The organism is Dyella psychrodurans, from assembly GCF_003363265.1.
Lineage (GTDB): Bacteria > Pseudomonadota > Gammaproteobacteria > Xanthomonadales > Rhodanobacteraceae > Dyella_B > Dyella_B psychrodurans.
Genome location: NZ_QRBF01000001.1, coordinates 1063853 through 1077998, shown reverse-complemented (window position 1 = coordinate 1077998; position 14146 = coordinate 1063853). Strand labels below are relative to the sequence as shown.

At 62.1% G+C, this 14146-nt stretch carries 17 protein-coding genes and 1 tRNA gene; 7 read left to right on the top strand and 11 right to left on the bottom strand.

Going from position 1 to position 14146, the window contains the following annotated elements; translation table 11 throughout:
• Positions 1-97: 97 nt before the first annotated feature.
• The 8 genes from DWU99_RS05135 to DWU99_RS05100 form a co-directional block, all read right to left on the bottom strand.
• The gene (locus DWU99_RS05135; protein WP_115476885.1) at positions 98-565 is read right to left on the bottom strand and encodes a carboxymuconolactone decarboxylase family protein; all 468 of its coding nucleotides are present in this window, start codon (positions 563-565) and stop codon (positions 98-100) included.
• Between the two features lie 38 nt (positions 566-603).
• Positions 604-1503: an RNA polymerase sigma factor SigJ gene (sigJ, locus tag DWU99_RS05130; RefSeq protein WP_115476884.1), complete on the bottom strand. Its 900-nt coding sequence runs from the start codon at positions 1501-1503 to the stop codon at positions 604-606.
• Between the two features lie 57 nt (positions 1504-1560).
• The gene (locus DWU99_RS05125; RefSeq protein WP_325048461.1) at positions 1561-2484 is read right to left on the bottom strand and encodes an aspartyl/asparaginyl beta-hydroxylase domain-containing protein; all 924 of its coding nucleotides are present in this window, start codon (positions 2482-2484) and stop codon (positions 1561-1563) included.
• Between the two features lie 114 nt (positions 2485-2598).
• Positions 2599-3387, bottom strand: a complete 789-nt coding sequence (gene thiD, locus DWU99_RS05120; RefSeq protein WP_115476882.1) for a bifunctional hydroxymethylpyrimidine kinase/phosphomethylpyrimidine kinase — start codon at positions 3385-3387, stop codon at positions 2599-2601.
• 38 nt (positions 3388-3425) lie between these two features.
• Complete coding sequence (locus tag DWU99_RS05115) at positions 3426-3692, bottom strand: GIY-YIG nuclease family protein (protein WP_325048460.1); 267 nt, start codon at positions 3690-3692, stop codon at positions 3426-3428.
• Positions 3693-3770: 78 nt separating this feature from the next.
• Positions 3771-5150, bottom strand: coding sequence for a PhoH family protein (locus tag DWU99_RS05110; RefSeq protein WP_115476880.1), 1380 nt, complete (start codon positions 5148-5150; stop codon positions 3771-3773).
• A gap of 70 nt (positions 5151-5220) precedes the next feature.
• Positions 5221-5682 (bottom strand): peroxiredoxin, encoded by a 462-nt coding sequence (locus DWU99_RS05105; protein WP_115476879.1) that lies wholly within the window; start codon positions 5680-5682, stop codon positions 5221-5223.
• 376 nt (positions 5683-6058) lie between these two features.
• The gene (locus tag DWU99_RS05100) at positions 6059-6622 is read right to left on the bottom strand and encodes a glycine cleavage system transcriptional repressor (RefSeq protein WP_199535696.1); all 564 of its coding nucleotides are present in this window, start codon (positions 6620-6622) and stop codon (positions 6059-6061) included.
• 113 nt (positions 6623-6735) lie between these two features.
• Here DWU99_RS05100 and dapA point away from each other — a divergent pair, with 113 nt between their 5' ends.
• A complete protein-coding gene (gene dapA / locus DWU99_RS05095; protein ID WP_115476878.1) occupies positions 6736-7629 on the top strand; it encodes a 4-hydroxy-tetrahydrodipicolinate synthase in 894 nt (297 codons plus the stop codon).
• 52 nt (positions 7630-7681) lie between these two features.
• Positions 7682-8272, top strand: a complete 591-nt coding sequence (locus tag DWU99_RS05090) for a hypothetical protein (protein ID WP_115476877.1) — start codon at positions 7682-7684, stop codon at positions 8270-8272.
• Between the two features lie 90 nt (positions 8273-8362).
• Here the strand turns inward: DWU99_RS05090 and fdxA are convergent, their stop codons facing one another.
• A complete protein-coding gene (fdxA, locus tag DWU99_RS05085) occupies positions 8363-8686 on the bottom strand; it encodes a ferredoxin FdxA (protein WP_115476876.1) in 324 nt (107 codons plus the stop codon).
• A gap of 48 nt (positions 8687-8734) precedes the next feature.
• A tRNA-Glu gene (locus tag DWU99_RS05080) sits at positions 8735-8810 on the bottom strand.
• Between the two features lie 183 nt (positions 8811-8993).
• On the opposite strand from DWU99_RS05080, the gene pcnB reads away from it, so the two are divergent.
• From pcnB to panD, 5 genes are all read left to right on the top strand, one after another.
• Positions 8994-10340: a polynucleotide adenylyltransferase PcnB gene (gene pcnB / locus DWU99_RS05075; RefSeq protein ID WP_233510876.1), complete on the top strand. Its 1347-nt coding sequence runs from the start codon at positions 8994-8996 to the stop codon at positions 10338-10340.
• Complete coding sequence (folK, locus tag DWU99_RS05070) at positions 10337-10819, top strand: 2-amino-4-hydroxy-6-hydroxymethyldihydropteridine diphosphokinase (protein WP_115476875.1); 483 nt, start codon at positions 10337-10339, stop codon at positions 10817-10819. The genes pcnB and folK overlap by 4 nt, the downstream gene beginning before the upstream one ends.
• A 54-nt stretch (positions 10820-10873) precedes the next feature.
• Positions 10874-11704, top strand: a complete 831-nt coding sequence (gene panB, locus DWU99_RS05065; protein WP_115476874.1) for a 3-methyl-2-oxobutanoate hydroxymethyltransferase — start codon at positions 10874-10876, stop codon at positions 11702-11704.
• Positions 11705-11715: 11 nt separating this feature from the next.
• Positions 11716-12561, top strand: a complete 846-nt coding sequence (gene panC / locus DWU99_RS05060; protein ID WP_115476873.1) for a pantoate--beta-alanine ligase — start codon at positions 11716-11718, stop codon at positions 12559-12561.
• Positions 12562-12660: 99 nt separating this feature from the next.
• Positions 12661-13047: an aspartate 1-decarboxylase gene (panD, locus tag DWU99_RS05055; protein ID WP_115476872.1), complete on the top strand. Its 387-nt coding sequence runs from the start codon at positions 12661-12663 to the stop codon at positions 13045-13047.
• A 9-nt stretch (positions 13048-13056) separates the two neighbouring features.
• Here panD and queG read toward each other — a convergent pair whose 3' ends face one another.
• Complete coding sequence (queG, locus tag DWU99_RS05050; protein ID WP_233510875.1) at positions 13057-14136, bottom strand: tRNA epoxyqueuosine(34) reductase QueG; 1080 nt, start codon at positions 14134-14136, stop codon at positions 13057-13059.
• Positions 14137-14146 lie beyond the last annotated feature (10 nt).

Below are 14146 nucleotides of genomic sequence, written 5' to 3'. Positions count from 1 at the left end.
ACAAAAAAAGGCCGCCGATGGGCGGCCTTTTTCTTTATGCAGCCTTGCCTATATTCGACACGAAGTGTCTTAGTCGTCATTGGCCAGCGATAGAACGTCAGGCGACTTTGCGGCTCGGGGGCTGGAAGCTACCTGCTTCCGTCTTCGACGGTACCGCAATGCGGTTCCAGCTGTTGATCATGATCACGAGCATGTTGAGGTCCATGAGTTCGCGTTCGCTGAATTGGGCACGCACCTGCTCGTAGACATCATCCGGCACGCCGTGAACCGGATCGAGTCGCGTCACGGCTTCGCACCAGGCCAACGCTGCGCGTTCGCGCGCGCTGTAGAACGGTGCTTCACGCCACGCTTGCAACAAATACAGGCGCTGCTCGGTTTCGCCATCCGCGCGTGCTTCCTTGCTATGCATGTCCATGCAATAGGCGCAGCCGTTGAGCTGGGAGGCGCGCATCGTGATCAGATGCACCAGGCCCTTCTCCAGGCCGGAGCGATCGATATACGCCTTCATGGCAAACAGCGGTTTCAGGGCTTCGGGATTGTCTTGATACGAAAAACGGGCTGACATGGGGATTTCCTCTTGGATTGCCGGCCGTTGTTGGCCGTTCAATGCAAGGACGTGCCAGCCGACGATTTCGTGACTGCCGCCAGACGGGCCAGTTTGGCCGGGTTGCGCAAGACCTGGAGAGAGACGATCTGCCGGTCGTCGCACTCGATCCAGATCGCGGTGACCAGCTTGCCGTCGGCCCAGGTCAGCAGGGCGGGTTCGCCGTTCAGTACGCAGAGTTCGCGCTGAATCCTATGGCCTTGTTCATGGAGGGCGATCTGCAGGTAAAGACGTGCAATCCTCTCGGCGCCATGCAGCGGACGCAACGTTGCGCTGACCACACCGCCGCCGTCGGCGACATGTATGGCATCCGCGGCGAGCAATGCGTGCAGATTCTGTTCGGTAGGGTGCTCCAGCGCCGTCGCAAACCGTTCAAGCAACTGACGTTGCATCGCGGCGTCGCTGTGGAAGCGCGGGCGATCCTGCCGCAACCGCTGCCGGGCACGATGCACGCGCTGGCGGCAGGTTTCCTCGGTGATGCCGAGCATTGCGGCGGTTTCGGCGTGGCTGTAGTCGAACACCTCGTTCAACAGAAACGCGGCGCGCTCTTCGGCGCTGAGCCGTTCCAGCAGCAGAAGAAAAGATACCGTGAGCGTTTCAGCGCGTTCGGCTTCGGCCTCGGGCTGCTCACCGGTTTCGATCAGCGGCTCGGGAAGCCAGGGGCCGGTGTAGTGCTCGCGCTCCACCTTGGCGTGGCGCAGGCGGTCCAGTGCAAGCCGGGTGGTGACCGTGACCAGCCATGCCTCCGGATCGTCCAGGGCGCTTTTGTCCTGGGCGTGCCAGCGAAGCCAGGCGTCGTGCAGCACATCTTCCGCATCGGCGGGCGTGCCCAGCATGCGATAGGCGAGTCCGAGCAGGCGCGAGCGGCGTTGTTGGAAAAAGTCGGTGTCTAGGTCCATGGCGGGTTTCCGATCGCTTTGAACCAGGACGTTCCACGCTCTCCGAACGTGACAGGCTTAGCGCACGAACGGCCAGGGAGCGAGAAACACCAGCCAGATGAAGATCAGCATGCCGATGTATTTCACCGTGCGGAACAGTCGCGGATATTTCCGCTTGAGGACCCGGTTGCGTTCGCGGTTGCGCTGGTTGAGCGCGAACATGCGATTGACGAAGCCGGTTTTTTCTTCCGGCGACTCGGTATTCGGCGACGCGGTGATCTTGCCCATGAACGCACCGACGCGATGGTTGATCGCATTCATGACACGCGTGCGCAAGGGACGTTCGACGTCGGCAAACAGGATCACCCGGGTCTGGTCGGTCTTGTTCTCGACCCAGTGCACGTAGGTTTCGTCGAAGACGACGTCTTTGCCATCGCCCCAGGCGTGCTCCTCGCCATCGACGAAAATGCGGCAGTCGCGCGAATTGGGCGTGATCAGGCCAAGGTGATAACGCAAGGACCCCGCGAAGGGATCGCGATGCGGATTGAGTTTGCTGTTCGGCGCCAGCGTGGCGAACATCGCCGCCTTGACGCTGGGTATGGATTTCAGCAGTGCCACCGTTTGCGGGCAAAGCGCTTCGGCCGAGGCGAGCGGTTCGCCGTACCACTTCAGGTAGAAGCGCTTCCAGCCTTGCTTGAAGAAGCTGTTGAAGCTGGCGTCGTTGTTGTTCTGCGCAGCGCGGATATGTCCTTCGTCGAACAATTGCAGCGCTTCGTCGCGAATGGTCTGCCAGTTGGCCTGCAAGAGATCGAGCTGCGGAAAGCCGCGGCGATCGAGGATCGGCCGTGCCGGCACGGCGGAGAACGCGTACATCAGCAGGTTGTAGGGCGCGAAGATCGCCGAGTGATCGACCAGCTGACGATCGAAGCGCAGCCGCGCACGCCCGCGCAGATGTACCAGCAACACGCATAGCGTGAAGGCCAGCAGCACGTAGAGGGCGATAAAGCGGGGGCTGAGGAAATCCATCGTGAAAAGCGGCTCGGATAGCGCCAGGGACAGTACCGAAGTATGTGGCCGGACGGCAGCAAGTCAAGGATTTTACGGCTATTCCGGCACTCAGTGACGCAGTACATGGATGGCGCCACCACCCGGTCGATAGCCCTGCTTGAGCGCGCGAAGCACATAGGCGGTGGCGCGCCGCACGGCTTGTCGCGGAGAGAGCCCGTTGGCCAATTCGGCGGCGATGGCTGACGCCAGGGTGCAGCCGGTGCCGTGGCCTTCGCGCGGGAGACGGGCGTGACGGATTTCCATCATGCCACGCTCGTCGAAGAAGCGATCGACGATCTCACCACCGGACGCATGGCCGCCCTTCAGCAACACGGAATCGGCGCCTAATGCGCGCAGGGTCTCTCCCGCCTTGATCATCTGGTTGGCGTTGCGTAGCGAGGCGCCGATCAGCGCTTCGGCTTCGGGCAGGTTCGGCGTCAGCACGTCGGCCAGTGGAATCAATTCGTTGACCATGGCATCGACAGCGTCCTCATCGAGCAGGCGCGAGCCGCTGGTGGAGATCATCACGGGATCGACGACCAGCCATGCGGGTTTGCGTTTGCGCAGTTCGCGCGCGACCAGACGTACGGTGGCGGCGTTGCCGAGCATGCCAGTTTTTACCGCGGCAATGGGGAAATCATCGAAGAGTGCGTTGAGCTGACTGCGGATATGAGCGAGTGGTACGGCGTGCACCGCAGTTACACCACGCGTATTCTGCGATGTGATGGCGGCGATGGCCGAGAGGCCGTGCACTCCATGCGCATGGAAGGTTTTGAGATCGGCTTGAATGCCCGCGCCACCGCCGGAATCGGATCCGGCGATGGTGAGGGCAATGGGTGGAGTTAACGTATTCGCCACGCTTTTCGCTCGTCATTCCGGCGTAGGCCGGAATCCAGTTACGACAACGCTGGGTAAAGGTCACACCACTCAGGGTTTTCGCCTTCGATAAGGCGATTTTTCCAAGCGCGCTTCCACCCCTTCAGAGTCTTTTCGCGAAGTATGGCGGATTCCATGGTCGGGTGCAGTTCGTACCAGACGAGCAAATGAACGTTATAGCGATGAGTAAAACCTTCTACAGCACGGGTTTTGTGTTGCCAGACACGCCTAAGTAAGTCACTTGTGACACCGATGTACAAGGTGCCGTTCTTGCAGCTCGCAAGCATATATACGCAAGGTTGTCGCCAATCCATGGCGTTGTCTCCACTGGATTCCGGCCTGCGCCGGAATGACGATCAAAAGCACTACATGGCTTCGGAGGCGAAGTCCGCCAGACGCGAACGTTCACCGCGCCGCAGCGTGATATGCGCCGAATGCGCCCAGTGCTTGAAGCGATCCACGGCGTACGTGAGGCCGGACGTCGTTTCGGTGAGGTAGGGCGTATCGATCTGCTCCACGTTGCCAAGACAGACAATCTTTGTGCCGGGACCTGCACGCGTGATCAGCGTCTTCATCTGTTTCGGCGTGAGGTTCTGTGCCTCGTCGATGATCAGATAACGCGACAGGAACGTGCGCCCACGCATGAAGTTGAGCGAACGGATCTTGATACGCGAAGCCAGCAGGTCGTTCGTCGCCTGGCGACCCCAGCTTCCGCCTTCTTCAGGGTTGGCAAGCACTTCGAGGTTGTCGGTGAGCGCACCCATCCACGGCGTCATCTTTTCCTCTTCCGTGCCAGGCAGGAAGCCGATGTCTTCGCCTACCGACACCGTTGCGCGCGTCATGATGATTTCGCGATAGCGCTGCTGGTCCATCACCTGGGCCAACCCGGCCGCAAGCGCGAGCAGCGTTTTGCCGGTACCTGCGGTTCCGAGCAGGGTGATGAAGTCGACGTCGGGGTCCATCAGCACATTCAGTGCGAAGTTCTGTTCGCGATTGCGTGCGGCGATACCCCACACGCTGTGGTTGCTGTGGCTGTGATCGTCCAACAGCACCAAGGTCGCGCGTTGTTCATCGACATGCAGGATACGCAGTTCGACGCTGTTTTCACCTGGCAGGAACAGGCATTGATTGGGATACCAGTCTTCGTCATCGTGACGATCGACCTTGTAGAAGGTGCGGCCACGCTCGTTCCACGATTGCACTTCCGGATGCTTGTCCCAGAAGTCTTCCGGCAATTCCATGACGCCCGTGTAGAGCAGGGCGAAGTCGTCGAGGGCGCGATCGTTCTCGTAGTCTTCCGCATCGATGCCGTAGATCTTGGCCTTGATGCGAAGGTTGATGTCCTTGGTGACCAGGATCACCGCGCGACCCGGATTCTGGTCGCGCAGTTCGATCACCGACGAAAGGATGAGGTTGTCCGCCTTGCCGTGACCGTTGCTGGTGCGTTGCTGGAAATACAGGCGGCCCACCCCCGTGCCGCGCCTGAGCTTGATGCCTTCCGGACTGGAGAGTTCGAGTCCGTTGCTGATGCCGTGGCCATTGCCGCGTTCGATCAACTCGTTGAGAAAACGGCTCACTTGGCGACCGTTGCGCGACACTTCCGACGCGCCTTTCTTCTTTTCGTCGAGCTCCTCCAGCACCGTCATCGGGATGAAGATGTCGTGTTCCTCGAAGCGAAACAGCGACGTGGGGTCATGCAACAGCACGTTGGTATCGAGAGCGTAGATGCGCTTGCTTCCGGTCATGCGGAAGGAACCTCATGAGGCTGGAGGTGGAAGGGACGTAGCACGTTTGCGTGAGGGTATGACGTGGAAATCACCGGGTTGGTATGGCGTCGAGCACCGCCTGGGCATGGCCGGGCACCTTCACGCCCCGCCACTCCGCGACGAGCTTGCCGTCGGGGTCGATCAGAAAAGTACTGCGTACCACGCCCATGTGACGTTTCCCGTACAGCACCTTTTCATGGATCACATCGAAGGCGTTGCACCAGGTTTCGTCGGCGTCGGAAACGAGCGGGAAGGGCAGTTCCTGCTTGCCGGCGAAGTTGGCGTGGGATTTAACGGAGTCGCGCGAAACGCCGACGATTTCAGCATGGCGCTTGCGGAATTTCGAATACAGGTCGCGAAAGTCTTTCGCCTCGTTGGTGCAACCTGGTGTGCTGTCTTTCGGGTAGAAGTAGACGACTACCCATTGGCCCTTCAGTGCATCGAGTTTCAGGGTGCTGCCGTCGCCGGTGATGCCTTGCAGCTTGGGGACTTTCTTACCTAGGTCGGGCATGAGTTCTCCGGAAGCCTGACTGAGTTCTGCGCTTGCTGGAACGGAGACTAGCGCGTGTCGGGCGGTGGAAAACAGCCTTGTCAGATCACTCTGAGCGGAGCATCCTCAGGGATGCGCTAACCCATTTTTCGCGGGCGTCACCAGCCCTGCCGGTCCGCAGACCGCAGGGGCATCGGCGAAGGCAGACTGGCTGTCTGTCGAGCCGATGGACCGAAGGGATGTGGACCGGCAGGGCTGGCCCGAAGGGTGATGTCCAGAAGGCTCGCATGCTGCGCCGCGCGCCTTGAAAAGACGGCCAGTCTTCCCTGCGCCGCGCAACACATCCTGCGAGCCTTCTGGACATCATGCCGCCCGCGAAAAATGGGTTAGCGCATCCCTAAAACTTCACCGGATCCATGATGGCGTCCAGATTCAGGCCGTCGCAAAACTCGAGAAAATCGTCACGCAACGCGGCGATGTGGAGCTTGTCCGGTACCCCGATGGTGAATTGCGCCTGGAACATCGCGGCGCCCGTCTGCATGGCCTGGTAGCGCATCGAACTCAACTGTTCGACGCTGATTTCATGGCGGCTGAAGAAATCCACGATCTTCACCAGGATGCCGGGACGGTCCGACGACACCACTTCCACCAGATAAGGCAGCAGGTGGCCGCTGGGCTCGCGCGGACTGGTGCGGTAGTGCGTCAGGCGCAGCTCTTCTTCGCGCGCCAGCTTGGTCAATGCTGTTTCGAGCTTCGCAACAGCGTCCCATGCGCCGGTGGCGAGCAGGGTCAGGGAGGTATCCGTGCCGATGGTGGACACGCGCGCGTCGGAGAGATTGCAGCCCGCGTCGGCGATGCGCCTCGCCAGCGCGAGCAGCGGCGTGCGCGCCGCCGGCGTCAGCGTCTGGATCAGCAGTTGGTGGTCGTTGCTGGATCGCGCGGAAAAAGGGTTCGTGGACATGGACGGTGCGACCCCGCGTCGTGCGGGATGACGACGAGCGAACCCCCAGCTTACTTGCCCGTCCAGCGGGCCCGCAAGTAACATGCTGGGCTTGGTTTTGTGCGGATTGCGCCATGAACATTCGCGGAAGCATCTGCGCGCTGGTTACCCCGTTCTCCTCGGATGGGGCGCTCGATCTGGCGGCCTTCGGCCGTTTGCTCGACTTCCAGATCGCAGGGGGCACCCAGGCAGTGGTCGTTGCCGGTTCTACCGGTGAGGCCCACATGCTCGAACACGATGAATACGACCGTTTGCTGGCCTTTGCGGTCGAGCACGTCGCCCGTCGTATTCCAGTGATCGCCGGTACCGGCGAGGCAGGTACGGCCAAGACGGTGGCCGCGACGAAACGCGCGCGCGAACTCGGCGCCGATGCGGCGCTGGTCGTCGCACCTTATTACGTGCGTCCTACGCAGGAAGGGCTGCGCCGCCACTTCACCGAAGTGGCCGAGCACGGCGGGCTTCCGGTGCTTCTGTACAACGTGCCCACCCGCACGGGCTGCGACATCGCGCCGGAAACCACCGCCATCCTGCGCGACCACCCGGCCATCGTCGGCATCAAGGAAGCGCGCGGCGATGCCGAGCGCATCAGGCGCACTGCGGAACTTGTGCGCTCGGATTTCGTCTATCTGTCCGGCGACGATGCCAGCGCGGCCGAGGCCATGCTGGCGGGTGCCGCCGGCACGATCTCGGTGGTGGTGAATCTCGTCCCCAGGGCTTTCCGTGCACTGTGCGACGCGGCTACCGCGGGCGACCGCGCCGCTGCCGCACGTTGCCATGCCGCGCTCGATCCGTTGGTGCAGGCGCTCAATTGCGCACCCAATCCGATTGCGGTGAAGGCAGGTCTGCCGGATCTGGGACTGGGAACGGCCGCGCCCCGGCTGCCCTTGGTGGAATTGGAACACGGGCCGGCGCGCGAACAGTTGCGCAAGGCCTTGGCGACTCTGGCATCCTTGGCGGACGCCGCCTGACCGGCTGGCTGCTGTCTCGACTCAACTACGGAACATTACGGAACCTCACTACATGAAGAAATCTTCCCTCGCCGTTGCCCTGCCGGCCTTGGCTCTCACTGGCCTGCTGCTTTCGGGCTGCGGCATGTTCCGTTCCGAACGTGCCTGGCAGAACGCCAAACAGCAGGCGCCGCTGGAAATCCCTCCGGGCATGGATACGCCTTCCGCAAGCGCGGCCCTGGTGATCCCGCCGCAGGGTAGTAACCAGCCGACTCCCAATGGCGCCACGGCGCGTGTTGGCAGCACGCCGGGCACGATTACCGACGGTTTCATCCTGGCCGATAGCGTGGACGAGACCTATCGCCGCGTCGGCGAGGCGCTCAGCAATGGCGAAATTGGTACGCTGCAGGCTCATGACGACGCTGCGCATACCTACAACCTGAGCGTGCTGGCTTCCGACCAGCCGACCGAGAAGCCCGGCTTCTTCAGCCGTATGCTCGGCAAGAGCGGCGGCTCGCCCGGTCCGAATGTTGCGCCGCGCACGGTGATGGTCACCATCAGCGGCAGCGGTGAGGGTTCGAGCGCAGTTCGTGCGCAGGGCGAAGCGGCTGCCGTCGCGAAGGTGATCGACAGCCTGAAGTCGCGCCTGGGCGGCAAGGGCTGAGCATTTGCTCGGCTTTGTCGGAGCCTGAACAAAAAAACGCCGCCCATCGGGCGGCGTTTTTGTTTGCATGCATGAACGAAATGGGCTGGCTCAGCGCTCCAGCAGCTTGAGCTTGTCCGGCTTGTTTTCCCATTCCTTCGCATCGGGCAAGGCGTCCTTGCGGACGGTGATGACCGGCCACGACTTGGCCAGCTCCTTGTTCAGCGCGGTGAACTGCTCCTGACCGGCCGGCACGTCATCTTCGGGATAGATGGCGTTGATGGGGCACTCCGGCTCGCAGAGGGTGCAGTCGATGCACTCGTCGGGATTGATCGCCAGGAAGTTGGGGCCTTCGTGGAATGCGTCGACGGGACAGACTTCAACGCAATCGGTGTATTTGCATTTGATGCAGTTATCGGTGACGACAAAGGTCATGCTGCCGTGTGCCTGCTTGGGATCGGAAAGCCGATCATAATGGGATGGTGGCGCTCCCAACGAGGTTCGAACTCGTGTTCCCGCCTTGAGAGGGCGGTGTCCTAGACCACTAGACGATGGGAGCGTATTGCTGCGAGGCGCGGTAGTATAGCGGAATTGTCCTGTCCGGCAACGCGGACGGACGGCGGCCCGGATGGGCCGGAACGCCTTCAGGATGATGCTTGCGGCCGTCGAACATCAGGCCACGGCACCCCGGTGTTTTCGGCCGTGCCATCGGAAGTTGAATGCTCCAAAGGACTTCAATCGCTTGAATCCAAAAGCCAGCACTGGTCACGCGCTAAGCGTCATTCCGCGCGAACAGCACACGATTTCGCGCAAGAACATCAGCAAAGCTGCCCTGCGCGTGCTTTATCGCCTGAACGAAGCCGGGTACGACGCGTATCTGGTGGGCGGTGCCGTGCGCGATTTGTTGTTGGGCGGTCATCCGAAGGATTTCGACGTCGCGACCAATGCGACACCCGACGAAGTCAAGAAATTGTTCCGCAACTGCCGACTGATCGGCCGCCGCTTCCGCCTCGCTCACGTGGTCTACGGCAACGAAATCATCGAGGTCGCGACCTTCCGCGGCACCAGTGAGGAACAGGGTGAAGGCGATCGTCACGTCGTGGACGGTCGCATCGTGCGCGACAACGTGTGGGGTTCGATCGAGGAAGACGCTCATCGTCGCGACTTCCGCGTCAACGCGATGTACTACGGCATCAGCGACTTCTCCGTGCGCGACTACGTGGGCGGCATGAAGGACCTGCACGATCGCGTCCTGCACCTGATCGGCGATCCCGCCACGCGCTACCGCGAAGATCCGGTACGCATGCTGCGTGCGGCGCGATTGGCGGCGAAGCTCGATTTTCGTATCGGCCCCGAAGCCGCGGCACCCTTCGCCGAGCTTGGACCTTTGTTGAGCGGCGTGGCGCCTGCGCGCCTGTTCGATGAATCGTTGAAGCTGTTCCTGACGGGACACGGCTTGAAGAGTTTCCGCATGCTCGAGCAGTGCGGCTTGCTCAAATTCATGTTCCCGGCTACGGCGCGCGCGCTGAAGCGTGGCGACGAGGCGTTGCGCGAGCTGATCGAGCATGGGCTGGAAAATACGGATGCGCGTATCTCCGAAGGCAAATCGGTGACGCCGGCGTTTCTGTTCGCCGTCCTGCTGTGGGGCGAAGTACGCGATCTTGCGTACACCTGGACGACGCACGGCAAAGACGCCGGCGAGGCCTGGTCGCGCGCAGCCGCGCACGTCGTGGACGAACAGTGCCGGCGTGTGGCGATCCCGCGGCGCTTCACCATCACCATGGAAGAAATCTGGTCGCTACAGCCGCGCTTCGAGCAGATCCAGCGCAAAAAGGTGTTCCGATTGCTGGCGCATCCGCGTTTCCGCGCCGCGTTCGATTTCCTGTTGCTGCGCGCGACCGAATCGCCGGGGATCGCTGAACTGGGGCAGTGGTGGGCGCACGCCCAGCAGTTGCCGCATGAAAGCCTGGCAGCGGCCTTGCCGCTGCAGCACGCCGCTTCGTCAGTCAATATGGACGCGCTCCGTGCCGTTACGCCGCGCAAGCGCAAACGCCGTCGCAAGCCAGCCGGAAGATCCGGGGCGACTTGATGCGCGCATACGTTGCGCTGGGCAGCAATATCGGCGATTCGCGGCAACAGTTGCTCCATGCCATCGACGCATTGGCGAACCTGCCGGACACGCGTCTTCTGGCGCGCTCGCGTTTTTATCGCACGCCACCGTGGGGCGTGCACGATCAGCCGGATTTTCTGAATGCCGTCGTGGCACTTGAAACGCCGCTGCCACCGCATGCATTGCTCGATGCGCTACTGGATATCGAGCGCGCCGCGGGTCGCCAGCGCGGCGGTTTGCGCTGGGGGCCTCGCACGCTCGATCTCGATCTCCTGCATGTCGCCGGTCAAGCGATCAGCGACGAAAAACTCACCTTGCCTCATCCGCACATCGCGGAGCGGGCTTTCGTGCTGCTTCCGTTGAGCGATGTGGCCCCCGATCTCGACATCCCGGGTCAAGGGCGGGTGGATGAACTGCTGCGAGCCGTTGATACACAAGGCTGCGAAGCCATCGCTTGAGCCTTTGCCACTTCGCGCCGGATAATTGTTCACCGCAGCATTGAAGGAACTGCCGTGTACGTGGAAAACGCCAGCGCTCCCGCCCGCAAGTCGGTCACCGTGCCGGGTCTGCATGCGATGAAGGCGGAAGGGCGCAAGATCGTGATGCTCACGGCGTATGACGCCAGCTTCGCTTCCCAAGTGGAGCAGGCCGGCGTCGATATCGCACTGGTGGGCGATTCGCTCGGCATGGTGGTTCAAGGTCACCGCAGCACGTTGCCGGTGACGCTCGATCAGATGGTCTACCACACGGCCGCCGTTGCGCGCGGTTTGTCAGCGACCTTGCTCGTCACAGACATGCCCTTCATGGCCGATCGCGACGTTTCCCATGCGTTGGAAGCAGGGGCGCGTCTGGTTGGCGAAGGCGGTGCGGCGATGGTGAAAATCGAAGGCGCGGCACCGCATATTCTCGAATCGATCCATGCCCTGACCGAACGCGCGATACCGGTTTGCGCACATCTGGGGCTGACGCCGCAGTCCGTGCACAAGTTCGGCGGTTTCAAGATCCAGGGGCGCGCCCAGGATGCGGCCGATCGCGTGGTCAGCGAGGCCTTGGCCGTGCAACAGGCCGGCGCGGATCTGCTGGTGCTCGAAGGCGTGCCCACGGTGCTGGGCGAGCGGGTGACCAAGGCGCTTCATATTCCGGTGATCGGCATCGGAGCCGGTCCCCATTGCGACGGCCAGGTGCTGGTGATCTATGACATGCTGGGCATCACGCCTGGCAAGCGTCCCAAGTTCAGCAAGGATTTTCTCGCTGGGCGCCATTCGGTGGCCGAGGCAATCCAAGCCTACGTCGCCGATGTGCGCAGCGGTGCATTCCCGGCCGCCGAACACGGTTTCAACTAGAGCAAACGTTCATGCAAATGGTGCAAGACGCAGCCGGGCTGCGAGCCACGATCCGCGGCTGGCGCTCGCAAGGGCAGACAGTCGGTTTCGTGCCGACGATGGGCAACCTGCACGCCGGTCATTACTCGCTGGTCAAGCTGGCAAAGGCCCGCACGGATCGCGTGGTGGCGAGCGTGTTCGTCAACCCGACACAATTCGGGCCCCATGAGGACTTCGAACGCTATCCCCGCACGCTGGCGCAAGATCAGGCCGGGCTGGCCGAAGCCGGTTGCGATCTGCTCTTCACCCCGGATGTGGCAACCATCTACCCCTTCGGGCCGGCCAGCAGCGTGAGCCTGCACGTGCCGGACATCACCGACACCCTGGAGGGTACCCATCGCCCTGGCCACTTCGACGGTGTCGCGACGGTGGTCTGCAAGCTGTTCAACCTGGTGCAGCCGGATATCGCGATATTCGGACAGAAGGATTTCCAGCAGCTGAAGGTGATCGAGCGCATGGTGCGCGACCTGTCCCTGCCGGTGAAGGTGATGAGCGCGCCCACCCAGCGTGCGGACGACGGCCTGGCGCTCAGCTCCCGCAATCAGTACCTCTCCGCCGACGAGCGGGCGGAATCGGTGATGATTTATCAGACCCTGCAGCAGATGCGCGACCTGATCGCCAAGGGACACGCCCGGAAGGTGGTGGAGCAGGCGGCGGCATCCAGGCTGGAACGCGCAGGCTTCGTCCCCGATTACGCCGCGATCCGGCGTGCCGAGGACCTGTCCGAGCCTACCGACGGCGATACCGACGGTCTGGTGGCCTTGATCGCCGCACGGCTCGGCAGCACGCGCCTGATCGACAACTTGTTATTCGATTGAGCCGGCCCCACGTTGCCGCTCAATAGCCGATGTTGCGACGCAGCGGCGGCAGTTCGATAATACGAATCTCTGCAGGCAGTTCCTGCTGGAATTGAAGTCATGCACCTCAACATGCTGAAGGCGAAGATCCACCGTGCGACCGTGACCCACGCGGAGCTGCACTATGAAGGTTCGATCGCCATCGACGGCTTGCTGCTCGATGCGTCGGGCATCCGCGAGTACGAACAGATCCATGCGTGGAACATCAACAACGGCAAGCGCTTCGTGACCTACGCGCTGCGCGCTGAAGAAGGTTCCGGCATCATCTCGGTGAACGGCAGCGCCGCGCATCGTGCGCAGCCTGGCGACCTGATCATCATCGCCGCGTTTGTGCACCTCAACGAGGCTGAAGCGGAGAAGTTTCAGCCGACGCTCGTTTACGTCAAGGAAGGCAATCGCATCAGCCACACGAATCGCTCGATTCCGAAGCAGATGGCGGCTGCCTAAGCTGCATGCTCAGGCTGCCGGTGCGGCAGCCTGTTGACGCCGCAGTGCCCACATAACGTGTTCTCGCACGATCTCTGAAGGATGGTCGCTGCGAGCCTGGAGCGCGCGCAGAATTTCCATCGATGGCGGCGCATTGCCCAGCGCAACGGCTATGTTGCGCAGCCAGCCTTCGTAGCCCGCACGGCGTATGGCCATGCCTTCCGTGCGCTGCAGGAACTCCGCTTCGCTCCACGCAAACAGTTCCACCAGCTTCGCGCCATCGAGCCGATGCCGAGGCGCGAAATCCGGCTCCACGGTTTCCTGCGCGAACTTGTTCCAGGGGCAGATCAGCTGACAATCGTCGCAGCCGAAGATGCGGTTGCCCATCGGCGCGCGCAGCTCTTCGGGAATCGAACCTTTCAGTTCGATCGTGAGATAGGAAATGCAGCGGCGCGCATCGAGCCGGTAGGGGCCGACGATGGCCTGCGTCGGGCAAATGTCGATGCATTTCCGGCAGGTGCCGCAGTGCGCGCCGGCGGGTTCGTCGATCGGCAGCGGCAGATTCGTATACAGCTCGCCGAGGAAGAAATACGAGCCGGCCTGGCGATTGATCAATACCGTGTGCTTGCCGATCCAGCCAAGTCCGGCGTTGCGCGCCAGCGCCTTTTCCAGCACGGGTGCCGAATCGACATAAGCGCGGTAACCGAAGTCGCCGACGGAGCCGCGAATGCGTTCGGCCAGCTTCTGCAGGCGGTTGCGCATCAACTTGTGATAGTCGCGGCCGAGCGCGTAGCGCGCGACATATCCGGCTTCGGCGTCGTTGATCACATCCCATGCGTGCGTCATGCCGGGAGGCATGTAATCCATGCGCACGGAGATCACGCGCTGCGTACCCGGTTCGAGTTCGTCCGGTCGACTGCGCTTGCTGCCGTGGCGGGCCATGTACTCCATCTCGCCGTGATAGCCGACTTCCAGCCAATTCTGGAGATGTTGTTCGTCCTGGCCCAGCGCGACGCCACTGATACCGGCCTCGGCAAAACCGAGTTCGCGCGCCCAGCGCTTGATATCGCGGGCGAGTGCGGCGTAATCGGGCTGTGCGTGGGCGGGCATGCGTCTATTG